34 protein-coding genes are annotated in these 23895 nt (G+C 55.8%); 1 reads left to right on the forward strand and 33 read right to left on the reverse strand.

Translation table 11 applies throughout. The features are described from left to right. The 5 genes from AC05QJ_RS28995 to AC05QJ_RS29015 all read right to left on the reverse strand — a co-directional run bounded on the left by AC05QJ_RS28995 (window position 1) and on the right by AC05QJ_RS29015 (window position 6779). A complete protein-coding gene (locus tag AC05QJ_RS28995) occupies window positions 1-1956 on the reverse strand; it encodes a hypothetical protein (protein WP_476744630.1) in 1956 nt (651 codons plus the stop codon). A gap of 18 nt (window positions 1957-1974) precedes the next feature. Further along, window positions 1975-3339: a site-specific integrase gene (locus tag AC05QJ_RS29000; protein ID WP_476748031.1), complete on the reverse strand. Its 1365-nt coding sequence runs from the start codon at window positions 3337-3339 to the stop codon at window positions 1975-1977. A 160-nt stretch (window positions 3340-3499) separates the two neighbouring features. Beyond that, window positions 3500-4723 carry a tyrosine-type recombinase/integrase gene (locus tag AC05QJ_RS29005; RefSeq protein ID WP_476744631.1) on the reverse strand — a complete coding sequence of 408 codons (1224 nt, stop codon included), beginning with the start codon at window positions 4721-4723 and terminating at the stop codon, window positions 3500-3502. A gap of 139 nt (window positions 4724-4862) precedes the next feature. Beyond that, on the reverse strand, window positions 4863-5375 hold the full coding sequence (locus AC05QJ_RS29010) for a single-stranded DNA-binding protein (RefSeq protein WP_476744632.1): 513 nt from the start codon (window positions 5373-5375) through the stop codon (window positions 4863-4865). A 9-nt stretch (window positions 5376-5384) separates the two neighbouring features. Next, window positions 5385-6779 carry an MFS transporter gene (locus AC05QJ_RS29015; RefSeq protein WP_476744633.1) on the reverse strand — a complete coding sequence of 465 codons (1395 nt, stop codon included), beginning with the start codon at window positions 6777-6779 and terminating at the stop codon, window positions 5385-5387. Window positions 6780-6908: 129 nt separating this feature from the next. On the opposite strand from AC05QJ_RS29015, the gene uvrA reads away from it, so the two are divergent. Continuing rightward, window positions 6909-9743 (forward strand): excinuclease ABC subunit UvrA, encoded by a 2835-nt coding sequence (uvrA, locus tag AC05QJ_RS29020; protein ID WP_476744634.1) that lies wholly within the window; start codon window positions 6909-6911, stop codon window positions 9741-9743. A 67-nt stretch (window positions 9744-9810) separates the two neighbouring features. On the opposite strand, the gene bfr is transcribed toward uvrA, so the two are convergent. The 28 genes from bfr to rplC form a co-directional block, all read right to left on the reverse strand. Beyond that, the gene (gene bfr, locus AC05QJ_RS29025; protein ID WP_476744635.1) at window positions 9811-10275 is read right to left on the reverse strand and encodes a bacterioferritin; all 465 of its coding nucleotides are present in this window, start codon (window positions 10273-10275) and stop codon (window positions 9811-9813) included. Between the two features lie 249 nt (window positions 10276-10524). After that, a complete protein-coding gene (gene rplQ, locus AC05QJ_RS29030; RefSeq protein WP_002555463.1) occupies window positions 10525-10911 on the reverse strand; it encodes a 50S ribosomal protein L17 in 387 nt (128 codons plus the stop codon). A 42-nt stretch (window positions 10912-10953) separates the two neighbouring features. Further along, complete coding sequence (locus AC05QJ_RS29035) at window positions 10954-11955, reverse strand: DNA-directed RNA polymerase subunit alpha (protein WP_003186012.1); 1002 nt, start codon at window positions 11953-11955, stop codon at window positions 10954-10956. A 22-nt stretch (window positions 11956-11977) separates the two neighbouring features. After that, a complete protein-coding gene (gene rpsD, locus AC05QJ_RS29040) occupies window positions 11978-12598 on the reverse strand; it encodes a 30S ribosomal protein S4 (RefSeq protein ID WP_476744636.1) in 621 nt (206 codons plus the stop codon). Between the two features lie 15 nt (window positions 12599-12613). Then, window positions 12614-13003, reverse strand: a complete 390-nt coding sequence (rpsK, locus tag AC05QJ_RS29045) for a 30S ribosomal protein S11 (protein ID WP_007924177.1) — start codon at window positions 13001-13003, stop codon at window positions 12614-12616. A gap of 30 nt (window positions 13004-13033) precedes the next feature. Next, complete coding sequence (gene rpsM / locus AC05QJ_RS29050; protein WP_095159996.1) at window positions 13034-13390, reverse strand: 30S ribosomal protein S13; 357 nt, start codon at window positions 13388-13390, stop codon at window positions 13034-13036. Window positions 13391-13521: 131 nt separating this feature from the next. Next, complete coding sequence (gene rpmJ, locus AC05QJ_RS29055) at window positions 13522-13638, reverse strand: 50S ribosomal protein L36 (RefSeq protein WP_011531897.1); 117 nt, start codon at window positions 13636-13638, stop codon at window positions 13522-13524. Between the two features lie 26 nt (window positions 13639-13664). After that, window positions 13665-14996 (reverse strand): preprotein translocase subunit SecY, encoded by a 1332-nt coding sequence (gene secY, locus AC05QJ_RS29060; RefSeq protein ID WP_476744637.1) that lies wholly within the window; start codon window positions 14994-14996, stop codon window positions 13665-13667. Next, window positions 14997-15431, reverse strand: a complete 435-nt coding sequence (gene rplO, locus AC05QJ_RS29065; protein ID WP_028695412.1) for a 50S ribosomal protein L15 — start codon at window positions 15429-15431, stop codon at window positions 14997-14999. Window positions 15432-15434: 3 nt separating this feature from the next. Further along, window positions 15435-15611, reverse strand: a complete 177-nt coding sequence (rpmD, locus tag AC05QJ_RS29070; protein ID WP_009397493.1) for a 50S ribosomal protein L30 — start codon at window positions 15609-15611, stop codon at window positions 15435-15437. A gap of 2 nt (window positions 15612-15613) precedes the next feature. After that, the gene (gene rpsE / locus AC05QJ_RS29075; RefSeq protein WP_042123536.1) at window positions 15614-16114 is read right to left on the reverse strand and encodes a 30S ribosomal protein S5; all 501 of its coding nucleotides are present in this window, start codon (window positions 16112-16114) and stop codon (window positions 15614-15616) included. Window positions 16115-16117: 3 nt separating this feature from the next. Then, window positions 16118-16468, reverse strand: a complete 351-nt coding sequence (gene rplR / locus AC05QJ_RS29080; protein WP_042123534.1) for a 50S ribosomal protein L18 — start codon at window positions 16466-16468, stop codon at window positions 16118-16120. 10 nt (window positions 16469-16478) lie between these two features. Beyond that, the gene (gene rplF / locus AC05QJ_RS29085) at window positions 16479-17012 is read right to left on the reverse strand and encodes a 50S ribosomal protein L6 (RefSeq protein WP_042123531.1); all 534 of its coding nucleotides are present in this window, start codon (window positions 17010-17012) and stop codon (window positions 16479-16481) included. A 12-nt stretch (window positions 17013-17024) separates the two neighbouring features. After that, entirely contained in the window at window positions 17025-17417 is a 393-nt protein-coding gene (rpsH, locus tag AC05QJ_RS29090) for a 30S ribosomal protein S8 (RefSeq protein ID WP_476744638.1), read from the reverse strand. A 207-nt stretch (window positions 17418-17624) separates the two neighbouring features. Next, window positions 17625-17930: a 30S ribosomal protein S14 gene (gene rpsN, locus AC05QJ_RS29095; RefSeq protein WP_476744639.1), complete on the reverse strand. Its 306-nt coding sequence runs from the start codon at window positions 17928-17930 to the stop codon at window positions 17625-17627. 13 nt (window positions 17931-17943) lie between these two features. Further along, window positions 17944-18483, reverse strand: a complete 540-nt coding sequence (gene rplE / locus AC05QJ_RS29100; protein ID WP_009397500.1) for a 50S ribosomal protein L5 — start codon at window positions 18481-18483, stop codon at window positions 17944-17946. 20 nt (window positions 18484-18503) lie between these two features. Further along, window positions 18504-18818 carry a 50S ribosomal protein L24 gene (rplX, locus tag AC05QJ_RS29105; protein ID WP_333407582.1) on the reverse strand — a complete coding sequence of 105 codons (315 nt, stop codon included), beginning with the start codon at window positions 18816-18818 and terminating at the stop codon, window positions 18504-18506. Between the two features lie 11 nt (window positions 18819-18829). Further along, window positions 18830-19198 carry a 50S ribosomal protein L14 gene (gene rplN / locus AC05QJ_RS29110; RefSeq protein ID WP_009397502.1) on the reverse strand — a complete coding sequence of 123 codons (369 nt, stop codon included), beginning with the start codon at window positions 19196-19198 and terminating at the stop codon, window positions 18830-18832. A gap of 23 nt (window positions 19199-19221) precedes the next feature. Next, window positions 19222-19488: a 30S ribosomal protein S17 gene (gene rpsQ / locus AC05QJ_RS29115; protein WP_031303185.1), complete on the reverse strand. Its 267-nt coding sequence runs from the start codon at window positions 19486-19488 to the stop codon at window positions 19222-19224. A 2-nt stretch (window positions 19489-19490) separates the two neighbouring features. Next, window positions 19491-19682 carry a 50S ribosomal protein L29 gene (rpmC, locus tag AC05QJ_RS29120; RefSeq protein ID WP_002555481.1) on the reverse strand — a complete coding sequence of 64 codons (192 nt, stop codon included), beginning with the start codon at window positions 19680-19682 and terminating at the stop codon, window positions 19491-19493. Continuing rightward, a complete protein-coding gene (rplP, locus tag AC05QJ_RS29125) occupies window positions 19682-20095 on the reverse strand; it encodes a 50S ribosomal protein L16 (protein ID WP_009397508.1) in 414 nt (137 codons plus the stop codon). The genes rpmC and rplP overlap by 1 nt, the downstream gene beginning before the upstream one ends. A gap of 12 nt (window positions 20096-20107) precedes the next feature. Next, window positions 20108-20794 (reverse strand): 30S ribosomal protein S3, encoded by a 687-nt coding sequence (gene rpsC / locus AC05QJ_RS29130; protein WP_009397510.1) that lies wholly within the window; start codon window positions 20792-20794, stop codon window positions 20108-20110. A gap of 13 nt (window positions 20795-20807) precedes the next feature. Continuing rightward, a complete protein-coding gene (rplV, locus tag AC05QJ_RS29135) occupies window positions 20808-21140 on the reverse strand; it encodes a 50S ribosomal protein L22 (protein WP_003103908.1) in 333 nt (110 codons plus the stop codon). An 11-nt stretch (window positions 21141-21151) separates the two neighbouring features. After that, window positions 21152-21427 carry a 30S ribosomal protein S19 gene (gene rpsS, locus AC05QJ_RS29140; RefSeq protein ID WP_002555486.1) on the reverse strand — a complete coding sequence of 92 codons (276 nt, stop codon included), beginning with the start codon at window positions 21425-21427 and terminating at the stop codon, window positions 21152-21154. A 16-nt stretch (window positions 21428-21443) separates the two neighbouring features. After that, the gene (gene rplB / locus AC05QJ_RS29145) at window positions 21444-22268 is read right to left on the reverse strand and encodes a 50S ribosomal protein L2 (protein WP_009397513.1); all 825 of its coding nucleotides are present in this window, start codon (window positions 22266-22268) and stop codon (window positions 21444-21446) included. Window positions 22269-22282: 14 nt separating this feature from the next. Then, the gene (rplW, locus tag AC05QJ_RS29150; protein WP_009397515.1) at window positions 22283-22582 is read right to left on the reverse strand and encodes a 50S ribosomal protein L23; all 300 of its coding nucleotides are present in this window, start codon (window positions 22580-22582) and stop codon (window positions 22283-22285) included. After that, complete coding sequence (gene rplD, locus AC05QJ_RS29155; RefSeq protein WP_476744640.1) at window positions 22579-23181, reverse strand: 50S ribosomal protein L4; 603 nt, start codon at window positions 23179-23181, stop codon at window positions 22579-22581. Before rplD ends, rplW begins: the two co-directional genes overlap by 4 nt. A 12-nt stretch (window positions 23182-23193) precedes the next feature. Then, the gene (gene rplC, locus AC05QJ_RS29160; protein ID WP_330073297.1) at window positions 23194-23829 is read right to left on the reverse strand and encodes a 50S ribosomal protein L3; all 636 of its coding nucleotides are present in this window, start codon (window positions 23827-23829) and stop codon (window positions 23194-23196) included. Window positions 23830-23895: the final 66 nt, after the last annotated feature.

The raw sequence follows: 23895 nt of genomic DNA on the forward strand, positions 1-23895 counted from the left end.
CTAGGCTTCGGGAAGAGATTTCTGGACAGCAAGGGCGCGGCTCATATGAGAAAAGTCAGAGCCGGATATTCTCACAACCGCTTGGTCAGGTAAATTTTCACTGGTTAGCAGACCTATCAGTTCCTTAAGGTGCGCAATCGTCATGCGATGGTGGGCAATCCATCTGTCGGCCATCAAAGCGCCCTCCTCGGCCTCCTCCAACGCTAGGGCTAAAACCGATTCCATCTGCTCAAGACGTAAGCGTATCCGCTTTAAGCGCTCCTCATCTCCTTTGATACAAACATGCTCAGTGCAGTTGATGCAGTCGCGGTACTTCATGCATGGGCTGATTACGAAGTCGTGCACACAGAACCCATACTCGGTTGCGTGCACCGCTGAGGATCGGCTGCTCTCGAAGTCCGCATAGGTAACGGGTTGGTTGATGACAGAAGGCAACGACTCAGAGCCTTGAACTGCTCTCTGAGCGATCCGTTCAAAGTCAGCAGTGATCTCTTCGCCGCTCAGGTGATTATAGACTCGATTACTTTTTAGTTCTTTCCGGCCTGACCAACGTGCGATTTCGTCCTCTGGAAGACCACCTCGATGAGCAATAGTGTTCAAAAAATGTCTGGCCTGGTGCGTCAGGAACTTCATCTCACTGCCATCACTTCTCTTATAGCCATATCGTGAGAATAACGTCCGATAAGGACTATCTGCACCCTTGTACCCCAAATCACACAGAATCAAACTAACCGATGTTTTATGGAGCTCTATTGGTATTGTAACCTTACCGATATTAAGCTGATTTCTGAGCAGACAAAATAAAGCATTGCTCCACTTGACTCCTTTATCTTTATCATACCAGATCATATCTTCTGGCTGCCGTGAAAGGGCATGTTTCCATAGACCCCGAAGAGTAAAAATATTTTTTCTCACTGAAAGTTTTCGGGCAAACAAACGGGGGACAGCATCGTCATTGTGTGACACATCAAATCCAAGTGCCCTGGCCGCTTGCACGTTGGTAAGCACCTCATCCTCAGCCACTTGTGGCAAAAGCTCATGTGGGTAGAATTTATCTGGATGTTCCTCTAACCACCGTGCTAGTGCACGGCCTGGCTCAGTCAACGTACGAATGCGGGCAAAAGCGGTTTTAGCAATGCCCTCCATAGTTTTCGGGATCCACTTTATATTTCCCTCATAGCCCTTCACCGAGTAGAAGCGCCACCCATAATGCACTACCCCGTCTTTATCTTTCTGTTCAATTTCGGCATCCACGGGAAGAGCTAAAATTTCGGACGCACGTACTGGAGCACACATCAACAGCGCACAGAATGCGGACGTAAAGATGTCCCTAGGCGCGTCGGGGTCTGAAGCAAAAATTTCCGCCAACGCGTGCAACTCCTCCATATTCGGTAACTTTTCCGCTCTTTTACGTTTCGCTGCCTCTCCAATACGAATATTCGAAACCTCAGGAGACTTTATCGGACTCTTCCAGTCAGACACATGAAACTGAGTTAGCCCCTTCTGCGTAATGAACCCAGCCAAACGTTTAAGTGCGTTACCAACTACGTAGGCGGTCCCTTCACTATAATAGCTCCTAATAATCACGGCAGCCTCATCTAAGACACTCGAATTACACTGCGTAATATCGCCTTTACCGACAACCTGTAAAAGTGCTTTCTCCAAAGCCCTGAGCGCCATTACGATCCCGGCCACATACTGCCTTGGATTGTTTGCAAGCTGAAACCATAAATATGCTTTTGCAAAATCAATATACTCGACATCTAACACCAGCGAAGCATCCTCAAGACTTCTGCCGTTAGATCCAAGCTTAACGAAGTATGCTTTAGGCCAGGTAGAACTGGCCCACTCATCGCTGGTGCCACTGTAGTGCTCTTTACAAGTCCGGACAAACAATTGAGCATTATCTTTCGCGTCCAATCGATCACGAGAAGGGATAAAAAATAACTCGCCCATATTCAAGTTCTCCGGTACTCACTTAGTCTTTCGCTTGAGACACGCCTGGATCACCTGCGCCACTGCAAGAATGCTGCGATCCAATACAGCGGTAACAGCCGCATCCTGTGTCACAGAGAAAATACGCGCTCTCTCCTCTAGCAGCCTCTGATAGACATCTTGGTGAGGTCCTTCCAACCAAGGCTGAAAATGGACGCATGTGTAGCAGGGCACGGGCACACTGGCCCCACAAAATCCATAGTGGCCACAAGTCCCGGTGCCCTTCCCTGAGAAGTCACGGATGTCACTCGTTGGATCCTCCCCTCTCACAGCAAACGCCTTACTATCGACCAGCACACCGGCAAACGCTTGGGCGTAATGGGTGAGGTGTTGACTCACGGCCTCATCAATCCTGGCTGCATATTCAGGCACGTTCTCGGTGTAGACGTGAGCTGCCTGTGTGTCAGAGTGATCGAGCAGTTCGGCAATCACATGAATCCCGCACCCCTCTCGTGCCGCGCGTGTTCCCAATGTGTAGCGAAAGCGTCTCGGTGTTAGCTTGATTAACTTCCCGGTTCTTTCGGAATACACCTGACAAATCGCGATGGCCTCTGCGAGAATCACTTCCATTTTATTGGAAGGGGCATGAAGCCTATCTGAAGTATTCGCCACCACTAGAGCATCAATCCCTTTAATTCCCGCCAGCGCACTCCCATGTACAAACAAAGGTAACTCTGCGCCAACTGCCTCTGGGAGCTCAGCGCCCACACAAGAAGACACAACAGCAAGCACATGCTTTATCTGAACTTGTAAAGCATCCCAGACATCCTTGATTATTGCTATCTCGCGAAATTCAGCCCTAAACCCAGTATGTCTCTGCTTTGCTCGTGGATAGTTGACATGATACGTACATAACCCATCAGGCTGCTGCCGGCACTTCACATCCTTGACCTTGAGTGCAGCCAGTTGGATCCCCCGCCGGCCTGACGAAGCTAATAGCTGAATCACGCACAAGCCTGTCACGTCTAAGCGACCTTGCTCATAGGCCTGTGCTGATTTTTCCAAAACCGATTGCAACTCAATATCCGAAAGCGCGCCTTGGTTCGGATCTGATCTTTTGATGGCATCCCCTCTTCTATTCACCTTCAACCGCCACGACGTGAGCAATGAAACTACGTCTCGCTCAAGTCCCGGCAAGCCAAGTGCCTCCCACTTCTTAAATAGGACCCTTACTACCGCGAGATACCATTCGCGACTCTCACCGAGAGTACTTCTATATCTTATTATCGTCCTTACATCCAAAGGGGATTCGCTAGCAAAATCCAACAGCAACCGATAGCGATCAAGTATATTAGCGGTATGACTAGAGGAACAAGTTTCAGCAAAGAAGCTCAAAACCTTAATGAAAGATGAATACTTCTAATTATCGAGCCTCCGCTTTACAAAGAGCAAATTCAACTCTATATCCTTATCAAGCCTCCATATACAATCATCCAATGAAAACGCATACCCCCTGAAAGAAATCCTATTGCGAGCAGATGACTCCAACCTATCGAACGAATCATTAATCATCTTCCACCACCTTAAACGCCTTACGCTGAAGTTCCAAACTGGCTTCTTGCGCGCGCTTGACAATAGATCGTCGATTATAGGTCGCAGCCGTTCCGGAGCCAGGCTTCCAACCCTGTAAGTATGATCGCATTTGATCTTGCTTGGCTTCCGGAACGGGGGGATCTTGCTGATCCATCAGCGCCGAGAAATTATTATTCCACGTATGTCGGAGTCGATGCCCAGATAATTCTTTTAGTTCAGGGTGGAGCCTCTGAATCGTATGCCACATTTTATTGTATGCTGACTTCGACAAAGGCTTACCAACCGTAGGCCCGCTCTGAGCGGTTACAAACAGATAGGGACATTTCGAAACATTCGGTATATTCCGTCTTTCTTTAACGATATAACGATGAATCTCACCCATAAGCTTTTCAGATACCGGTAGTTCACGATCTTGCGTCTTCACCAACGGTTGGCGTGACCGTGGGTCGTCTTTCTGATCTGCGCGTCGAATGATCCGCAGGGTATTCTTTGCAAAATCAAGATCTTCTACCCTGATATTCAGGAGCTCGCCGCCTCGTATGCCAAGCTCCAACTCGATAGCGATAATGAGTAGGTTCCGATCCTGGACAAGCGGTTTGAACGGATTGAGTTGCGAGTTGGGCGTGAGCATGTTGAGAAGCAGAGCGATGCAGTCTTTATCAACGGCGCGATCAACCAAGCCGTTATTCCTTCCTTTTTGCTTTGGTCGCCGGCTGCGGAGCCCATTTGTGCAGGCTTTCAGCTGGCTGAAGTCCGAACGCAGGTGATTGATCTGTTGGTGGCCTAACCAGTCGATGTATCGAGCGGCTGCGGTGAGTCGGCCGTGCTGCGTTTTCGTCGTGACAGCTGCCCGACAATGCCACGACGCGCGCTTCTGCTCCGAAGGGTATGCCGGGTCACAAACTGAGGTTAAAGCGCAGTAATCACGAAAGGCGTCCATCTCGAAGCCAGACAAGAACTGCTGGGTATGAATGCGCAGTGCCAGGTCGATGTCATGAGTCGCCAGGAATCGAAGCAACACAACCAAGTGACCCGCACAGCTCATCATGCTGGCGAAGGAAAGACTGGCGTTTCGTATCTGGGTCGTCAGGAAAAGGTTCGGAGCGTACAGCGGCACACCTGTCTCGCGATCGAGGATCAGGCAGTAGCGCTCCCCTGACTGCATCACAAACGAGCGAACACACAGCTCAGCCATGCACCCTCCTTAAACTTTACAAAATCTCTCGGTAGCGAATAGACCCTAGCTCAGATTTCAGACAAAAAATCATGTCAAAAAAAAAGCCCTGAAAATCAGGGCCTTGGATTATTTTTTACAAAAATATCTTGGGTGTATTTTAGAACGGAATATCGTCATCAAAGCTGTCGAAGTCCGGAGCCGGCTGCGGCGCTGGCTGCTGAGGCGCCGGGCGCTGTGGAGCCTGTTGCGGGCGCTGAGCCTGCTGGCGTGGAGCCTGAGGCGCCTGGTTGTAGTTGTCACGCGGGGCACCGCCATCCTGGTTCTGTGGACGGCCGCCGAGCAGCTGCATGGTGCCCTGCATGTCGACGATGATTTCGGTGGTGTAACGCTTGATGCCGTCTTTTTCCCACTCACGGGTCTGCAGCTTGCCTTCGATGTACACCTGGGAACCCTTGCGCAGGTACTCACCGGCGATCTCGGCGACCTTGCCGAACATCGAGACGCGGTGCCACTCGGTGCGCTCGACCTTCTGGCCGGTCTGCTTGTCGGTCCACTGCTCGCTGGTGGCCAGGCTCAGGTTGGTGACTGCGTTACCGTTCGGCAGGTAGCGTACTTCAGGATCCTGGCCACAGGTGCCGACCAAAATGACTTTGTTAACCCCACGGGCCATAACGTTCTCCTAGGCTTCGCACGCCGCGGATGCCGGGTTCACCAGGCGTTCCAGGGTCGAGCGATCCAAAATTTGTGTATCCAGTTTGATATAGATGGCGGCTTCATCTGCCACCACCACTGCGTCGGTCACACCCGGCACGGCCTTCAGGCGCTCGGTCAAGCCCGCTTCGCGCAGCGCCTCGGGCGACAACGGCATGCGCAGGCTCGTTACATAAGGTGGTTCGCGCATGGTAACAGCTACGGCGAGCCAGAGCGCGCACAAACCCGCGCAGCCGAGGAACACCGTGGCCAGGCCACCATGCTGGAACATCCAGCCACCCAGGATTCCGCCCAGCGCCGCCCCCAGGAACTGGCTGGTGGAATAGACCCCCATCGCCGTCCCTTTGCCGCCGGCTGGCGACACTTTGCTGATCAACGACGGCAACGACGCTTCCAGCAGGTTGAAGGCGGTGAAGAAGATCACGGTTCCGATCACCAGTGCCGACAGGCTGTTCCCCAGCTCCCAGAAGAACAGCTCCGTCAGCAGCAAGACACTGACCGCGCCCAGCAGGACGCGTTTCATCTTGCGCTTTTTCTCACCATAGATAATGAACGGAATCATTGCGAAGAATGAAATCAGCAGTGCCGTCAGGTAAACCCACCAGTGCTCTTCCTTGGGCAGCCCTCCGCGCTCGACGAACGCCAGCGGCAAGGCGACGAAGCTGGCCATGAGGATCGCGTGCAGGACGAAAATGCCCACGTCCAGGCGCAGCAGATCGGGATGTCGCAGCGTCGGCCCAAGCGCCTGCCTGGCCACACCGGACTCACGGTGCTGCAGCGGGCCGTTGGAAGCCGGTACGACAAACGCGATCAGCGCGATGCCCACCAACGCCATTGCCGCTGTCGCCAGGAACAGACCAGAGAGACCGAACGTGCGGGTCAACAATGGCCCCACCACCATCGCGACGGCGAACGACAGGCCAATGCTCATGCCGATCATCGCCATGGCCTTGGTGCGGTGCTGTTCTCGAGTCAGGTCCGACAGCAACGCCATCACTGCAGCGGAAATCGCCCCTGCTCCCTGCAGGATACGTCCGGCAATCACCCCCCAGATCGAATCGGCCTGGGCCGCCAGCACACTCCCCAGCGCAAAGATCACCAGCCCCAGATAGATCACTGGGCGACGGCCGATGCGATCGGAAATGACACCGAACGGAATCTGCAACACCGCCTGGGTCAGACCGTAGGCACCAATGGCCAGGCCAATCAGCGCCGGGGTCGCGCCGGCCAGGTCCATGCCATAGGTAGCCAGTACCGGCAGGACCATGAACATGCCCAGCATACGGAAAGCGAACACCAGGGCCAGGCCGCCTGCGGCGCGGGTTTCGCTGCCACTCATGCGTTCGCTGTGGGGATCGTGCATGGATAAACCTCGTGTGAACCGGCGGCGATTCTACCAGTCCCATCGTGTAACAGCATCTACGCGACGCTTTGCCGCGCACTGCTGGCGAACCGTATACTGCTGCGTTTATGCCCGCCGAGCGAGGCCCAAGTGGACAAGATCCTGATTCGTGGGGCACGTACCCACAACCTGAAGAACATCGACCTGACTCTCCCGCGGGACAAGCTCATCGTCATCACCGGCCTGTCCGGTTCCGGCAAGTCGTCACTGGCCTTCGACACCCTTTATGCCGAAGGGCAGCGGCGCTACGTGGAGTCGCTGTCGGCCTATGCCCGGCAGTTCCTGTCGATGATGGAAAAACCCGATGTCGACACCATCGAGGGTCTGTCGCCGGCAATCTCCATCGAGCAGAAGTCCACCTCCCACAACCCGCGCTCGACCGTGGGCACCATCACCGAGATCTACGATTACCTGCGCCTGCTCTACGCCCGCGTTGGCACGCCGCGCTGCCCTGATCACGATATCCCGCTGGAAGCACAGACCGTCAGCCAGATGGTCGATCTCGTCCTGGCCCAGCCCGAAGGCAGCAAGCTGATGCTCCTGGCACCGGTAATCCGCGAGCGCAAGGGCGAACACCTGGCAGTATTCGAAGAACTGCGGGCCCAGGGCTTCGTGCGCGCGCGAATCAACGGCAAGCTGTTCGAGCTGGACGAACTACCCAAGCTCGACAAACAGAAGAAGCACAGCATTGATGTGGTAGTGGACCGCTTCAAGGTTCGCGAAGACCTTCAACAGCGTCTGGCCGAGTCCTTCGAGACCGCCCTGAATCTGGCGGATGGTATCGCGCTGGTTGCGCCGATGGACGACGAGGCTGGCGAGGAAATGATCTTCTCGGCACGCTTCGCTTGCCCGATCTGCGGCCACGCCATCAGCGAGCTGGAACCCAAGCTGTTTTCCTTCAACAATCCTGCCGGTGCATGCCCGACCTGCGACGGCCTGGGGGTCAAGCAGTTCTTCGACGCCAAGCGTCTGGTCAATGGCGAACTGACGCTGGCCGAGGGAGCTATCCGCGGCTGGGACCGGCGCAACGTCTATTACTTCCAGATGCTCGGCTCGCTGGCCGCACATTTCGGCTTCAGCCTGGAGAGCCCGTTCAGCGAATTGCCGGCCGACCAGCAAAAGATCATTCTCTACGGCAGCGGCAAGCAGAACGTCGACTTCAAGTACCTCAACGACCGCGGTGATATCGTCAAGCGCTCCCACCCGTTCGAAGGCATCGTCCCGAACCTGGAGCGCCGCTATCGTGAAACCGAGTCTGCGACGGTTCGCGAAGAACTGGCCAAATTCCTCAGCACCCAACCCTGCCCGGATTGCCGTGGCACGCGCCTGCGTCGTGAAGCCCGGCACGTCTGGGTCGGGGAGAAAACGCTACCGGCAGTGACTGGCCTGCCCATCGGCGACGCCAGCGACTATTTTGGCGGCCTGAAGCTGACCGGACGCCGTGGGGAAATCGCTGACAAGATCCTCAAGGAAATCTGTGAGCGTCTTCAGTTCCTGGTGAACGTCGGCCTCGATTACCTGACCCTCGATCGCAGTGCCGATACGCTGTCCGGTGGCGAAGCCCAGCGTATCCGCCTGGCCAGTCAGATCGGTGCCGGCCTGGTCGGCGTGATGTACATCCTCGACGAGCCCTCCATTGGCCTGCACCAACGCGACAACGATCGCCTGCTGGCAACACTCAATCATCTGCGGGACATCGGCAACACGGTGATTGTCGTGGAGCACGACGAGGACGCTATCCGCCTTGCCGACTATGTGGTGGACATTGGCCCGGGCGCCGGCGTACACGGCGGGCAGATTGTCGCAGAAGGCTCACCGGCTGAAGTCATGGCCCACCCCGAATCGCTGACGGGCATGTACCTGTCCGGTCGCAAGAAGATCGCCGTGCCAGCCAAGCGCACGCCACGCAACAAGAAGCTGTCCATCAAGCTCAAAGGCGCACGCGGCAACAACCTGCAGAACGTCGACCTTGAAATCCCGATTGGCCTGCTCACCTGTGTGACCGGTGTATCCGGCTCCGGCAAGTCGACGTTGATCAACAACACCCTGTTCCCGCTGGCCGCCACCGCCCTGAATGGCGCCACCAGTGTCGAGGCTGCCGCCCACGACAGCTGCGACGGCCTGCAGCACCTCGACAAGGTCGTGGATATCGATCAGAGCCCCATCGGTCGTACACCTCGCTCGAACCCTGCGACGTACACCGGCCTCTTCACACCGATTCGTGAACTGTTCTCGGGCGTTCCGGAGTCCCGCTCACGCGGCTACGGTCCGGGTCGCTTCTCCTTCAACGTGAAGGGAGGACGCTGCGAGGCCTGTCAGGGGGATGGACTTATCAAGGTCGAAATGCACTTCCTGCCAGACATCTACGTTCCCTGCGATGTCTGCAAGAGCAAGCGCTACAACCGTGAAACCCTGGAGATCAAATACAAGGGCAAGAACATCCACGAAGTCCTTGAAATGACCATCGAGGAAGCCCGGGACTTCTTCAATGCCGTTCCGGCGCTGGCGCGCAAGCTGCAGACGCTCATGGACGTCGGCCTGTCCTACATCAAGCTCGGGCAGTCGGCGACCACCCTGTCCGGCGGCGAAGCGCAGCGGGTCAAGCTGTCGCGCGAATTGTCCAAGCGCGATACCGGCAAGACGCTCTACATCCTCGACGAGCCAACCACCGGCCTGCACTTCGCCGACATCCAGCAGTTGCTGGATGTCCTGCACCGCCTGCGCGATCACGGCAATACCGTTGTGGTGATCGAGCACAACCTGGACGTGATCAAGACTGCCGACTGGCTGGTGGATCTCGGCCCGGAGGGTGGTTCCAAGGGCGGCCAGATCATTGCCTGCGGTACGCCGGAGGAACTGGCGAAGATGAAGCAATCCCACACCGGGCATTACCTCAAGCCGTTGCTGGAGCGAGACCGCGCCTGATCGCACACGGCTGAAATGAGAAAGCCCCCGTACCTGAGCAGGGACGGGGGCTTTTCTTTGCCTGGTATTACATCTGCGATTGCAGATAGTTCTCGAGGCCCAAAGACTTGATCAGACCTTGCTGCTTCTCCAGCCAGTAGGTGTGATCTTCCTCGGTATCGGCCAGTTGCAGACGGAGGATATCGCGGCTGATGTAGTCCTTGTGCAGCTCGCACAACTCGATGCCTTTGCACAGCGCTGCGCGAACCTTGTACTCCAGACGAAGGTCAGCGGCGATCATATCCGGCACCGTAGTACCGACATCCAGATCATCCGGACGCATGCGTGGAGTGCCTTCGAGCATCAGGATTCGACGAATCAGGGCATCGGCGTGTTGCGCCTCTTCCTCCATCTCGTGGTTGATACGCTCGTAGAGCTTGCTGAAGCCCCAATCCTCGTACATCCGAGAGTGAATGAAGTACTGATCGCGTGCCGCCAGTTCGCCCGTCAGCAACGTGTTGAGATAGTCGATTACGTCCGGGTGACCTTGCATCGTCCCGCTTCTCCCTGTGTGAAAGCCATAGTTTGAACCAGGATGAATGAGAGGTCACTGAGAAATGCGCAAAAACGTTGAAAAAAGCCGGTGAACAGTAGTGATTTTCATTGAAAAACCCACAAAATGAGGGCGTTTCTTCTTATCATTTCGAGTTATGCGCAATCAGCGCCAAGGGCGCATATCTCAAACGTCGGAAAACAAAAAACCGGGCGCAAAGGCCCGGTTTTCTGTTCAAGACTGTTCGTCTTATTCAGCAGCTTCTACCGAGCCACCGACAGGACGATCAACCAGCTCGACGTACGCCATAGGCGCGTTGTCGCCAGCGCGGAAACCGCACTTCAGGATACGCAGGTAGCCGCCCTGACGGGTGGCGTAGCGCTTGCCCAGATCGTTGAACAGCTTGCCGACGATTTCTTTCGAACGGGTACGGTCGAAAGCCAGGCGACGGTTAGCTACGCTGTCTTCCTTGGCCAGGGTGATCAGCGGCTCGGCAACGCGGCGCAGTTCCTTGGCTTTTGGCAGGGTAGTTTTGATCAGCTCGTGCTCGAACAGCGACACCGCCATGTTTTGGAACATGGCCTTGCGGTGAGAGCTGGTACGGCTCAGGTGACGTCCACTTTTACGATGACGCATGATTCATTCCTTACCAAACACTACGTTCGGTGATTACGACGATCAGGCAGTCGCCTTGTCGTCTTTCTTAAGACTTGCAGGCGGCCAGTTGTCGAGGCGCATGCCGAGGGACAGACCACGGGAAGCCAGTACGTCCTTGATTTCAGTCAGGGACTTCTTGCCGAGGTTTGGAGTTTTCAACAGCTCTACTTCGGTGCGCTGAATCAGATCGCCGATGTAGTAGATGTTCTCCGCCTTCAGGCAGTTGGCCGAACGTACGGTCAATTCCAGATCGTCAACCGGACGAAGCAGGATCGGATCGATCTCGTCTTCCTGCTCGACTACCACGGGCTCGCTGTCGCCTTTGAGGTCGACGAATGCAGCCAGCTGCTGTTGCAGGATGGTTGCAGCACGACGGATGGCCTCTTCAGGATCCAGGGTACCGTTGGTTTCCAGATCAATAACCAGCTTGTCCAGGTTGGTACGCTGTTCGACACGGGCGTTTTCCACCACGTATGCGATACGGCGAACCGGGCTGAACGAAGAGTCGAGCTGCAAGCGACCGATGCTGCGGCTTTCGTCTTCATCGCTCTGACGCGAATCGGCCGGCTCATAACCACGACCACGAGCTACGGTGAGCTTCATGTTCAGGGCGCCATTGGACGCCAGGTTAGCGATTACGTGATCGGGGTTAACGATCTCGACATCATGATCCAGCTGAATATCGGCAGCGGTAACCACCCCCGAACCCTTTTTCGACAAGGTCAGCGTAACTTCGTCACGACCGTGCAGTTTGATAGCCAGGCCTTTCAGGTTCAACAGGATTTCAATGACGTCTTCCTGTACACCTTCGATCGCGGAGTACTCGTGGAGTACACCGTCGATCTCGGCCTCGACTACTGCACAGCCAGGCATGGAGGACAACAGGATGCGGCGCAGCGCGTTGCCCAGGGTATGGCCGAAACCACGCTCGAGAGGCTCGAGCGTGATTTTAGCGCGGGTTGGACTGACGACCTGCACATCGATGTGGCGGGGCGTCAGGAACTCATTTACCGAAATCTGCATGGATGCACCTATTTTCTAGCCCTTACTTGGAGTAGAGCTCGACAATCAGGTTTTCGTTGATGTCGGCAGACAGGTCGCTGCGAGCAGGAACGTTCTTGAAAACGCCCGACTTCTTGGCAGCGTCCACTTCTACCCACTCAACGCGGCCACGCTGAGCGCACAGTTCAAGGGCTTGAACAATGCGCAGCTGGTTCAGCGATTTCTCGCGAACTGCGACCACGTCACCCGGACGAACTTGGTAGGACGGAACGTTTACAGTCTTGCCGTTGATGCTGATCGCTTTGTGCGAAACCAGCTGACGGGATTCAGCGCGGGTAGCACCGAAGCCCATACGGTAAACGACGTTATCCAGACGGCATTCGAGCAGTTGCAGCAGGTTCTCGCCAGTAGCGCCCTTCTTGGAGGCCGCTTGCTTGTAGTAACCGCTGAATTGACGCTCGAGAACGCCGTAGATACGACGGACTTTTTGCTTCTCGCGCAGCTGGGTGCCGTAGTCGGACTGACGGCCACGGCGCTGGCCGTGGATACCTGGGGCTGCTTCGATGTTGCACTTCGATTCCAGAGCGCGAACGCCGCTCTTCAGGAACAGATCGGTGCCTTCACGACGAGACAGTTTGCATTTTGGACCAATGTAACGTGCCATTTATCTGTCTCCTGATTACACGCGACGCTTCTTCGGCGGACGGCACCCGTTATGCGGGATTGGCGTCACGTCGGTGATGCTGGCGATCTTGTAGCCGCAGCCGTTCAGTGCACGAACAGCGGACTCACGACCTGGACCTGGACCCTTGACGTTTACGTCGAGGTTCTTCAGGCCGTATTCCAGCGCAGCTTGACCAGCACGTTCAGCAGCTACCTGAGCAGCGAACGGGGTCGATTTGCGGGAACCACGGAAACCCGAACCGCCGGAGGTAGCCCAGGACAGAGCGTTACCTTGACGATCGGTGATGGTCACGATGGTGTTGTTGAAAGACGCGTGGATGTGGGCGATGCCATCAACCACTGTCTTTTTGATTTTCTTACGAGGACGAGCAGCAGGTTTTGCCATGTCTAAATTCCTGTCGATTCGCTGGTGCGATTACTTGCGGATCGGCTTACGCGGACCTTTACGGGTACGGGCATTGGTCTTGGTACGCTGACCGCGTACTGGCAGACCCCGACGATGACGCAGACCGCGGTAGCAGCCCAGGTCCATCAACCGCTTGATTTTCATGTTGATGTCGCGACGCAGGTCACCTTCGGTGGTGAACTTCGCAACTTCGCTACGCAGCTGTTCAATTTGCTCGTCGCTCAGATCCTTGATCTTTGCGGCTGGGTTTACCCCAGTGTCTGCACAGATTTTCTGTGCAGTGGTGCGACCAACACCGTAGATGTAGGTCAGCGAGATAACAGTGTGCTTGTTATCTGGAATGTTAACGCCTGCAATACGGGCCATTCAGTGGGACTCCAATTGACAGCTACCTACGCCCCGGAAGCCAAGAAATAGGGCGCGAGATAATATCGCTGTAGAAACAATTAATCAACCCAGCAGCACACTAGCTGCTGGGTTTGAAGCACAGATCACACTCAGCCTTGGCGCTGCTTGTGACGCGGTTCCGCGCTGCAAATTACTCGAACGATACCTTCGCGGCGAATAATCTTGCAGTTGCGGCACAGTTTTTTAACCGATGCACGAACTTTCATCACCAACTCCTCGAACCTTAAGGGTTTCAGCGCAGCAGACCGCTGCCACCGTAACCTTTCAGATTGGCTTTCTTCATGAGGGATTCGTACTGATGCGAAACGAGGTGCGATTGTACTTGGGACATGAAGTCCATCACAACCACTACCACGATCAGCAACGAGGTCCCGCCAAGGTAGAACGGAACGTTTGCTGCGACCACCAGGAACTGGGGAAGCAGGCAGACGGCCGTCATATAAAGAGCACCGAACATGGTCAGACGAGTCAGAACGCCATCAATGTAGCGTGCAGACTGCTCACCAGGACGGATACCCGGAATAAAGGCACCGGACTTCTTCAGGTTTTCCGCTACGTCTTTCGGATTGAACATCAGCGCTGTGTAGAAGAAGCAGAAGAACACGATCCCCGCACTAAACAGCAAGATATTCAACGGCTGACCAGGAGCGATCGACTGCGCGACATCCTGCAACCAGCCCATACCCTCGGACTGACCGAACCAGGAACCCAGCGAAGCCGGAAACAGCAGAATGCTGCTTGCGAAAATGGCCGGAATAACACCAGCCATGTTCACTTTAAGCGGCAAGTGGCTCGTCTGCGCAGCGAAAACCTTGCGGCCCTGCTGACGCTTCGCGTAGTGAACAGCAATACGACGCTGACCACGCTCGATGAAGACCACGAAACCGATAATCGCTACTGCCAGCAGACCGATAGCGACCAGGGCGAAAATGTTGATATCGCCTGTACGTGCAGACTCGAAAGACTGCCCGATTGCTCTCGGAAGACCGGCAACGATACCTGCGAAGATGAGCATCGAGATACCGTTGCCCACACCGCGCTCCGTGATCTGCTCGCCCAGCCACATCATGAACATTGCGCCAGCCACGAAGGTGGACACCGCAACGAAATGGAAGCCGAAACCAGCAGAAAACGCCACGCCCTGACCAGCCAGACCAATGGACATGCCAGTGGCCTGGACCAACGCCAGGATAACGGTGAGGTAGCGGGTGTACTGGCTGATCTTGCGACGGCCAGCTTCACCTTCCTTCTTCAACTGCTCCAGCTGCGGGCTGACAGCGGTCATGAGCTGCATGATGATCGATGCCGAGATATACGGCATGATCCCCAGTGCAAATACGCTCATGCGCTCCAGCGCGCCGCCGGAAAACATGTTGAACAAGCTAAGAATGGTCCCCTCATTCTGTCGAAACAGTTCGGCCAGCCGGTCCGGGTTTACACCTGGAACTGGGATATGCGCACCGATCCGATAGACGATGATCGCCAGGAACAGAAAACGCAGACGAGCCCAAAGTTCAGACATCCCGCCTTTGCCGAGCGAAGAGAGAGCACCTTGCTTAGCCATTTATTCCTCGAACTTGCCGCCAGCTGCTTCGATAGCCGCACGCGCACCTTTGGTGGCTGCGATACCCTTGATGGTGACCGCGCGAGTAACTTCGCCCGACAGCATGATTTTCACACGCTGTACGTTCTGGTTAATCACGTTGGCGTCCTTCAGGGACTGAACGCTAACTACGTCGCCTTCCACCTTGGCCAGCTCGGACAGACGCACTTCAGCGCGGTCCATGGCTTTCAGGGAAACGAAGCCGAACTTCGGCAGACGACGGTGCAGCGGCTGTTGACCGCCTTCAAAGCCAGGAGCAATGGTGCCACCGGAACGGGAGGTCTGACCTTTGTGACCGCGGCCACCAGTCTTACCCAAACCGCTACCGATACCACGACCCGGACGATGCTTCTCGCGACGGGAACCCGGCGCTGGACTCAGATCATTGAGTTTCATCGATTAACCCTCGACGCGCAGCATGTAGTAAGCCTTGTTGATCATCCCGCGATTCTCGGGAGTATCCTGGACTTCTACAGTGTGACCGATGCGACGCAGACCCAGACCCTTAACGCACAGTTTGTGGTTAGGCAGACGGCCGGCGGTGCTTTTGATCAGCGTTACTTTAACGGTTGCCATGATCAGAGGATCTCCTCAACGCTCTTGCCGCGCTTGGCAGCAATGGACTCAGGAGATTGCATAGCCTTCAGACCCTTGAAGGTGGCGTGAACCACGTTCACCGGGTTGGTCGAGCCATAGCACTTGGCCAGGACGTTCTGAACACCAGCAACTTCCAGGACGGCACGCATGGCGCCACCGGCGATGATACCGGTACCTTCCGATGCAGGCTGCATGTAGACCTTCGAAGCGCCATGGGCGGACTTGGTGGCGTACTGCAGAGTAGTGCCGTCCAGGTCAACCTGAATCATGTTGCGACGAGCAGCTTCCATGGCTTTCTGGATCGCAGCAGGTACTTCGCGCGACTTGCCACGGCCGAAGCCAACACGGCCCTTGCCATCACCTACCACGGTCAGCGCGGTGAAGGTGAAGATACGGCCACCTTTTACGGTCTTGGCAACGCGGTTAACCTGAACCAGCTTCTCGATGTAGCCTTCGTCGCGCTTTTGATCGTTATTTGCCATAACTTAGAACTCCAGCCCGCCTTCACGAGCAGCATCAGCCAGCGCTTTCACGCGGCCATGGTACTTGAAGCCGGAACGGTCAAAGGCAACTTGAGATACACCGGCGGCTTTCGCACGCTCGGCTACCAGCTTGCCAACCTTAGTGGCCGCGTCGATGTTGCCGGTGGCGCCATCACGCAGTTCTTTGTCCAAAGTCGAGGCGCTGGCCAGGACCTTGCTGCCGTCGGCCGAAATGACCTGGGCGTAGATGTGCTGCGAGGAGCGGAACACGCACAGACGCACGACTTCGAGATCGTGCATTTTCAGGCGTGCTTTGCGAGCGCGACGCAGACGAGTAACTTTTTTGTCGGTCATTTGCTATGCCCTACTTCTTCTTGGCTTCTTTACGACGGACTACTTCGTCCGCGTAACGCACACCCTTGCCTTTGTAAGGCTCTGGCGGACGGAAGTCGCGGATTTCAGCGGCCACCTGACCTACCAGCTGCTTGTCGATGCCCTTGATCAGGATATCGGTCTGGCTAGGCGTTTCAGCGGTGATACCGGCTGGCAGTTCGTAATCCACTGGATGCGAGAAGCCGAGCGCCAGGTTCAGCACGTTGCCTTTGGCTTGTGCTTTGTAACCAACACCGACCAGCTGGAGCTTGCGCTCGAAGCCTTGGCTCACGCCTTGGACCATGTTGTTTACCAGGGCACGGGTAGTACCGGCCATAGCGCGGGTTTGCTGGTCGCCATTGCGAGCAGCGAAACGCAGCTCACCGGCTTCTTCGACCACTTCTACGGACGAGTGAACGTTCAGTTCGAGAGTGCCCTTGGCACCCTTCACCGAAAGCTGCTGACCGGCGAATTTTACTTCGACACCAGCTGGCAGCTTAACGGGGTTCTTAGCGACGCGAGACATGCTTATCCCCCCTTAGAACACTGTGCAGAGAACTTCGCCGCCAACACCGGCAGCACGCGCAGCACGATCAGTCATCACACCCTTGTTGGTGGAGACGATAGACACGCCCAGGCCGCCACGTACTTTCGGCAGCTCTTCGACGGACTTGTACTGGCGCAGACCAGGACGGCTTACGCGCTTGACTTCTTCGATGACCGGACGGCCTTCGAAGTATTTCAGCTCGATGGAGAGCGATGGCTTGGCATCGGTGGTTACCTGGTAACCAGCGATGTAACCTTCGTCCTTCAGAACTTTGGCGACCGCAACCTTCAGAGTCGAAGAAGGCATGCTTACGACGGACTTTTCAGCCATCTGGGCATTACGGATGCGAGTTAGCATGTCCGCTAACGGGTCCTGCATACTCATGGGCTAGACGCTCCTGATACACAAAAAAATTAGCCTTTCGGCTACTACTGTCACCTGAAGGCGCGCGGAAAAACCCGGGCTCAGGTGAGCCGGTCATTCTAGACACATCCCCGAAACGAAACAAGCCCCAAAAGGGGCTTGTTTCGATGCAAGGTCACCGGTGGTCGGAAGATCGCTCCCCCGCCACCGGGACTCCGCCAGTGCGTCTTACCAGCTGGCCTTGACCAGACCTGGAACGTCACCGCGCATTGCTGCTTCACGCAGCTTGTTACGGCCGAGGCCGAACTTGCGGTAAACGCCGTGTGGACGACCGGTGAGGCGGCAGCGGTTACGCAGGCGCGAAGCGCTGGCGTCACGAGGCTGCTTCTGCAGAGCTACAACAGCTGCGAAACGCTCTTCTGGAGTAACTTCCAGGTTCACGATGATCGCTTTCAGCTCGGCACGCTTCTTGGCGTACTTGGCAACCGTGAGCTGACGCTTCAGCTCGCGGTTTTTCATGCTCTTCTTGGCCATTTTCCTACTCCAATCAGTTGCGGAACGGGAATTTGAAAGCACGCAGCAGGGCGCGACCTTCGTCATCCGTACGAGCAGTGGTGGTCAGGGTAATGTCCAGACCGCGGAGAGCATCGATCTTGTCGTAGTCGATTTCCGGGAAGATGATCTGCTCTTTCACGCCCATGCTGTAGTTGCCACGACCGTCGAAGGACTTGGCATTCAGGCCGCGGAAGTCGCGAACCCGAGGCAGGGAGATCGCCAGCAGGCGGTCCAGGAATTCGTACATACGATCGCGGCGCAGGGTAACTTTGACGCCAATCGGCCAGCCTTCACGGACTTTGAAGCCCGCGATGGATTTCCGAGCGAAAGTCACAACGGCTTTTTGACCGGTGATCTTTTCCAGGTCGGCAACAGCGTGCTCGATGACTTTCTTGTCGCCGATTGCTTCGCCCAGACCCATGTTCAGGGTGATCTTGGTAACGCGCGGAACTTCCATCACGTTCGCCAGCTTAAGTTCTTCCTTAAGCTTGGGAGCGATTTCCTTCCGATAAATCTCTTTCAGTCGTGCCATGGTCTTCTACCTAGCAGTGTTCAAGCATCAACCGCTTTTTGGGTCGACTTGAAGACACGAATTTTTTTGCCGTCTTCTACTTTGAAACCAACGCGGTCAGCCTTGTTGGTTTCGCCGTTGAAAATGGCGACGTTGGAAGCGTGCAGTGGCGCTTCTTTCTCGACGATACCGCCTTGTACGCCCGACATAGGGTTAGGCTTGGTATGACGCTTCACCAGGTTGACACCGCCAACAACCAGACGGTCGTCAGCGAGAACCTTCAGCACCTTACCGCGCTTACCTTTGTCTTTGCCGGCGATCACGATGATCTCGTCGTCACGACGAATCTTTTGCATGTCGGATCTCCTTACAGCACTTCTGGGGCGAGCGAGACGATCTTCATGAACTTCTCGGAACGAAGCTCACGGGTCACTGGCCCAAAGATACGGGTGCCGATCGGCTCTTGCTTGTTGTTCAGCAGAACAGCAGCGTTGCCATCAAAGCGAATGATGGAGCCGTCAGCGCGACGGACACCGTGGCGAGTGCGGACTACAACAGCAGTCATCACTTGGCCCTTCTTCACTTTACCGCGCGGAATTGCTTCCTTGACGGTTACCTTGATGATGTCACCGATAGCGGCGTAACGGCGGTGCGAACCGCCGAGAACCTTGATGCACATGACGCGACGAGCGCCGCTGTTATCGGCCACATCGAGCATGGATTGAGTCTGAATCATAAAATATCTCCGACCCTTAGCCCTTAGACTTCAACAGCGCGTTCGAGAACTTCAACCAGTGCCCAGGACTTGGTCTTGGCCAGCGGACGGGTTTCACGGATGGAAACCTTGTCGCCGATATGGCACTGGTTGTTTTCGTCGTGAGCGTGCAGCTTAGTCGAACGCTTAACGTATTTACCGTAGATCGGGTGCTTTACGCGACGCTCGATCAGTACGGTGATGGTCTTGTCCATCTTGTCGCTGACGACACGGCCAGTCAGCGTACGGACGGTTTTTTCAGCTTCAGCCATGATCACTTACCTGCCTGCTGGTTGAGCACAGTTTTCACGCGAGCGATGTCACGCTTAACTTGCGAGAGCAGGTGCGACTGCCCCAACTGGCCAGTTGCTTTCTGCATACGCAGATTGAACTGGTCGCGCAGCAAGCCGAGCAGTTGCTCGTTCAGTTGCTGTGCTGATTTTTCACGAAGTTCATTCGCTTTCATCACATCACCGTCCGCTTAACAAAGGAGGTGGCGAGAGGCAGCTTTGCAGCAGCCAGGGCGAAAGCCTCACGCGCCAACTCTTCAGAAACACCCTCGATCTCGTACAGGACTTTGCCTGGCTGGATCTGGGCAACCCAGTACTCAACGGAACCCTTACCTTTACCCATCCGAACTTCGAGAGGCTTCTTGGTAACCGGCTTGTCCGGGAATACGCGGATCCAGATCTTGCCGCCACGTTTTACGTGACGGGTCAGAGCACGACGTGCCGACTCGATCTGGCGGGCGGTGAGACGACCGCGGGCAACAGCTTTCAGGGCGAACTCGCCGAAGCTGACCTTGCTACCGCGCAGCGCCAGACCACGGTTGTGGCCAGTCATCTGCTTGCGGAATTTTGTACGCTTAGGTTGCAACATTTGGCGTACCCCTTACTTAGCAGCTTTTTTACGAGGCGCTGGTGCTTGTGGTTTCAGTTCTTCTTGGCGACCACCGATAACTTCGCCTTTGAAGATCCAAACCTTGACACCGATCACACCGTAAGTGGTGTGAGCTTCGTAGGTGGCATAGTCGATATCGGCACGCAGGGTGTGCAGTGGCACACGACCTTCGCGATACCATTCAGTACGTGCGATCTCAGCACCGCCGAGACGACCGCTCACCTGGATCTTGATGCCTTTGGCACCAATGCGCATGGCGTTCTGTACGGCGCGCTTCATGGCACGACGGAACATTACGCGACGCTCCAGCTGCTGAGCTACGCTCTGAGCAACCAGCATACCGTCGAGTTCCGGCTTGCGGATCTCTTCGATATTGATGTGCACAGGCACACCCATTTGCTTGGTCAGGTCCTGACGCAGTTTCTCAACATCTTCACCTTTCTTCCCGATAACGATACCTGGACGAGCGGTGTGGATGGTGATGCGTGCAGTTTGAGCCGGACGATGGATATCGATACGGCTAACGGACGCGCTTTTTAGTTTGTCTTGGAGGTACTCACGCGTTTTCAGATCCTTCAACAGGTAATCTGCGTAAGTAGCGCCGTCTGCATACCAGACGGAGGTGTGCTCCTTGACGATTCCCAGGCGAATGCCAGTGGGATGTACTTTCTGACCCATCTGATCGACTCCGTTACTTGTCCGCAACCTTGACAGTGATATGGCAAGACCGCTTGACGATGCGATCAGCGCGGCCTTTGGCACGCGGCATGATGCGCTTCAGCGAACGCCCTTCGTTGACGAAAACGGTGGAGACCTTCAGGTCATCAACGTCTGCGCCTTCGTTATGCTCGGCGTTGGCTACGGCCGACTCGAGGACTTTCTTCATGATTTCAGCAGCTTTCTTGCTGCTGAAAGCCAACAGGTTGAGCGCTTCACCCACCTTCTTCCCGCGGATCTGGTCGGCGACCAAGCGGGCTTTCTGGGCGGAGATGCGAGCGCCCGACAACTTAGCGGCTACTTCCATTTCCTTACCCCTTAACGCTTGGCTTTCTTGTCAGCCACGTGCCCGCGGTAGGTGCGGGTACCGGCGAACTCGCCCAGTTTATGGCCGACCATGTCTTCGTTCACCAGAACTGGGACGTGTTGACGACCGTTGTGAACCGCGATGGTCAGACCGACCATTTGTGGCAGGATCATGGAACGACGCGACCAGGTCTTAACTGGTTTGCGATCGTTCTTTTCCGCCGCCACTTCGATCTTCTTCAGTAGGTGAAGATCAATAAAAGGACCTTTTTTCAGAGAACGTGGCACTGTCGTATCCCTCTATTTACTTGCGACGACGGACGATCATGTTGTCGGTACGCTTATTACCACGAGTCTTCGCACCCTTGGTCGGGAAGCCCCATGGCGATACCGGATGACGACCACCGGAGGTACGACCTTCACCACCACCATGCGGGTGGTCAACCGGGTTCATGGCAACACCACGAACGGTTGGGCGAACGCCACGCCAGCGCTTGGCACCAGCTTTACCCAGCGAACGCAGGCTGTGCTCGGTGTTCGAGACTTCGCCCAGGGTCGCACGGCACTCAGCCAGCACTTTACGCATTTCACCAGAGCGCAGACGCAGGGTCACGTAGACACCTTCGCGAGCGATCAGCTGAGCCGAGGCACCAGCGGAACGAGCGATTTGTGCACCTTTACCTGGCTTCAGCTCGATGCCGTGAACGGTGCTACCCACTGGGATGTTGCGCAGCTGCAGGGAGTTGCCTGGCTTGATTGGAGCCAGAGCACCTGCGATCAGCTGGTCACCAGCGCTCACGCCTTTAGGGGCGATGATGTAGCGACGCTCGCCGTCTGCGTAGCACAGCAGGGCAATGTGAGCAGTACGGTTCGGGTCGTATTCGATGCGCTCGACAGTGGCGGCGATGCCGTCCTTGTCATTGCGACGGAAGTCAACCAGACGGTAATGCTGCTTGTGACCACCACCCACGTGACGGGTAGTGATACGACCATTGTTGTTACGACCACCAGACTTCGATTTCTTCTCGATCAGCGGTGCGTGAGGAGCGCCTTTATGCAGCTCCTGGTTGACCACCTTGACCACAAAACGGCGGCCAGGGGAAGTCGGTTTGCATTTAACGATTGCCATGATGCACCCCTTCCTTACTCAGCACTGCTGCTGAAATCGAGATCTTGGCCTGGCTGAAGGGAGATGATCGCCTTCTTCCAGTCATTACGCTTGCCCAGGCCGCGAGCGGTGCGCTTGGTCTTACCCAGAACATTCAGGGTAGTTACGCTTTCCACTTTCACGCTGAACAGGCTTTCGACGGCCTTCTTGATTTCCAGCTTGGTTGCGTCGGTCGCAACCTTGAAAACGAACTGGCCTTTCTTGTCAGCCAGAACCGTGGCCTTCTCGGAAACGTGCGGGCCAAGTAGAACTTTAAATACGCGTTCCTGGTTCATCCCAGCAGCTCCTCGAATTTCTTCACGGCCGAAACAGTGATCAACACTTTTTCGTATGCGATCAGACTGACCGGATCGGAACCTTGCACGTCACGTACGTCGACGTGTGGCAGGTTGCGAGCAGCCAGGTACAGGTTCTGATCAACAGCGTCGGAAACGATCAGTACATCGTTCAGACCCATGCCGTTCAGCTTGCCCAGCAGATCTTTGGTTTTCGGGGCTTCAACAGCGAAGTCCTGAACCACGACCAGACGGTCGGTGCGCACCAGCTCGGAGAGGATCGAACGCATTGCTGCGCGATACATCTTCTTGTTGAGCTTCTGCGAGTGGTCTTGAGGACGTGCTGCGAAAGTCACGCCACCGCCACGCCAGATCGGACCACGAGTGGTACCGGCACGAGCGCGACCAGTACCCTTCTGACGCCATGGGCGCTTACCGCCACCTGCTACGTCGGAACGGGTCTTTTGCTGCTTGGTGCCTTGACGACCGCCAGCCATGTAGGCCACGACTGCCTGGTGAACCAGCGTCTCGTTGAATTCGCCACCGAAGGTCAGTTCGGAAACTTCGATCGCCTGAGCGTCATTTACATTTAGTTGCATGTCAGTTTCCCCTTACCCGCGAGCCTTGACAGCCGGACGCACAACAACATCGCCGCCAGTAGCGCCAGGAACGGCACCCTTGACCAGCAGAAGGTTGCGTTCAGCGTCGACGCGCACTACTTCCAGGGACTGAACGGTCACGCGCTCGGCGCCCATGTGACCGGACATTTTCTTGCCCTTGAAAACACGACCAGGAGTCTGGCACTGGCCGATAGAGCCCGGGACGCGGTGGGAAACGGAGTTACCGTGGGTGTTGTCTTGACCGCGGAAGTTCCAGCGCTTGATGGTACCGGCAAAGCCTTTACCTTTGGACTGACCGGTAACGTCTACCAGTTGGCCTGCAGCGAAGAGTTCAGCATTGATCAAGTCGCCAGCCTGGTACTCGCCTTCTTCAAGGCGGAATTCCCAGACGCCACGACCAGCGGCAACGTTCGCCTTGGCGAAATGACCCGCCTGAGCAGCGGTCACACGCGAAGCGCGACGCTCACCGACAGTGACTTGCACTGCACGATAGCCATCGGTTTCTTCAGATTTGAACTGGGTGACACGATTCGGCTCGATCTCAATGACCGTGACCGGAATGGAGACACCTTCTTCGGTGAAAATGCGGGTCATACCGCACTTACGACCGATTACACCAATAGTCATGTTTAAAACCTCATGAGTGTACGGGGCTTTCACCCGCTATGGCCGCCCATTTCAGAGCGTTACACG

It is taken from the genome of Pseudomonas sp. TUM25319 (assembly GCF_056388475.1).

Excerpts from the sequence above, each read along its gene's own strand:
- AC05QJ_RS28995 (WP_476744630.1), bottom strand. The coding sequence starts at position 1,956 with ATGGGCGAGTTATTTTTTATCCCTTCTCGTGATCGATTGGACGCGAAA.
- AC05QJ_RS29005 (WP_476744631.1), bottom strand. The coding sequence starts at position 4,723 with ATGGCTGAGCTGTGTGTTCGCTCGTTTGTGATGCAGTCAGGGGAGCGC.
- AC05QJ_RS29010 (WP_476744632.1), bottom strand. The coding sequence starts at position 5,375 with ATGGCCCGTGGGGTTAACAAAGTCATTTTGGTCGGCACCTGTGGCCAG.
- AC05QJ_RS29015 (WP_476744633.1), bottom strand. The coding sequence starts at position 6,779 with ATGCACGATCCCCACAGCGAACGCATGAGTGGCAGCGAAACCCGCGCC.
- bfr (WP_476744635.1), bottom strand. The coding sequence starts at position 10,275 with ATGCAAGGTCACCCGGACGTAATCGACTATCTCAACACGTTGCTGACG.
- rplQ (WP_002555463.1), bottom strand. The coding sequence starts at position 10,911 with ATGCGTCATCGTAAAAGTGGACGTCACCTGAGCCGTACCAGCTCTCAC.
- AC05QJ_RS29035 (WP_003186012.1), bottom strand. The coding sequence starts at position 11,955 with ATGCAGATTTCGGTAAATGAGTTCCTGACGCCCCGCCACATCGATGTG.
- rpsD (WP_476744636.1), bottom strand. The coding sequence starts at position 12,598 with ATGGCACGTTACATTGGTCCAAAATGCAAACTGTCTCGTCGTGAAGGC.
- rpsK (WP_007924177.1), bottom strand. The coding sequence starts at position 13,003 with ATGGCAAAACCTGCTGCTCGTCCTCGTAAGAAAATCAAAAAGACAGTG.
- rpsM (WP_095159996.1), bottom strand. The coding sequence starts at position 13,390 with ATGGCCCGTATTGCAGGCGTTAACATTCCAGATAACAAGCACACTGTT.
- rpmJ (WP_011531897.1), bottom strand. The coding sequence starts at position 13,638 with ATGAAAGTTCGTGCATCGGTTAAAAAACTGTGCCGCAACTGCAAGATT.
- secY (WP_476744637.1), bottom strand. The coding sequence starts at position 14,996 with ATGGCTAAGCAAGGTGCTCTCTCTTCGCTCGGCAAAGGCGGGATGTCT.
- rplO (WP_028695412.1), bottom strand. The coding sequence starts at position 15,431 with ATGAAACTCAATGATCTGAGTCCAGCGCCGGGTTCCCGTCGCGAGAAG.
- rpmD (WP_009397493.1), bottom strand. The coding sequence starts at position 15,611 with ATGGCAACCGTTAAAGTAACGCTGATCAAAAGCACCGCCGGCCGTCTG.
- rpsE (WP_042123536.1), bottom strand. The coding sequence starts at position 16,114 with ATGGCAAATAACGATCAAAAGCGCGACGAAGGCTACATCGAGAAGCTG.
- rplR (WP_042123534.1), bottom strand. The coding sequence starts at position 16,468 with ATGACCGACAAAAAAGTTACTCGTCTGCGTCGCGCTCGCAAAGCACGC.
- rplF (WP_042123531.1), bottom strand. The coding sequence starts at position 17,012 with ATGTCTCGCGTCGCTAAGAACCCCGTTAAGCTGCCAGCTGGTGTCGAA.
- rpsH (WP_476744638.1), bottom strand. The coding sequence starts at position 17,417 with ATGAGTATGCAGGACCCGTTAGCGGACATGCTAACTCGCATCCGTAAT.
- rpsN (WP_476744639.1), bottom strand. The coding sequence starts at position 17,930 with ATGGCCAAGAAGAGCATGAAAAACCGCGAGCTGAAGCGTCAGCTCACG.
- rplE (WP_009397500.1), bottom strand. The coding sequence starts at position 18,483 with ATGGCACGACTGAAAGAGATTTATCGGAAGGAAATCGCTCCCAAGCTT.
- rplX (WP_333407582.1), bottom strand. The coding sequence starts at position 18,818 with ATGCAAAAGATTCGTCGTGACGACGAGATCATCGTGATCGCCGGCAAA.
- rplN (WP_009397502.1), bottom strand. The coding sequence starts at position 19,198 with ATGATTCAGACTCAATCCATGCTCGATGTGGCCGATAACAGCGGCGCT.
- rpsQ (WP_031303185.1), bottom strand. The coding sequence starts at position 19,488 with ATGGCTGAAGCTGAAAAAACCGTCCGTACGCTGACTGGCCGTGTCGTC.
- rpmC (WP_002555481.1), bottom strand. The coding sequence starts at position 19,682 with ATGAAAGCGAATGAACTTCGTGAAAAATCAGCACAGCAACTGAACGAG.
- rplP (WP_009397508.1), bottom strand. The coding sequence starts at position 20,095 with ATGTTGCAACCTAAGCGTACAAAATTCCGCAAGCAGATGACTGGCCAC.
- rpsC (WP_009397510.1), bottom strand. The coding sequence starts at position 20,794 with ATGGGTCAGAAAGTACATCCCACTGGCATTCGCCTGGGAATCGTCAAG.
- rplV (WP_003103908.1), bottom strand. The coding sequence starts at position 21,140 with ATGGAAGTAGCCGCTAAGTTGTCGGGCGCTCGCATCTCCGCCCAGAAA.
- rplB (WP_009397513.1), bottom strand. The coding sequence starts at position 22,268 with ATGGCAATCGTTAAATGCAAACCGACTTCCCCTGGCCGCCGTTTTGTG.
- rplW (WP_009397515.1), bottom strand. The coding sequence starts at position 22,582 with ATGAACCAGGAACGCGTATTTAAAGTTCTACTTGGCCCGCACGTTTCC.
- rplD (WP_476744640.1), bottom strand. The coding sequence starts at position 23,181 with ATGCAACTAAATGTAAATGACGCTCAGGCGATCGAAGTTTCCGAACTG.
- rplC (WP_330073297.1), bottom strand. The coding sequence starts at position 23,829 with ATGACTATTGGTGTAATCGGTCGTAAGTGCGGTATGACCCGCATTTTC.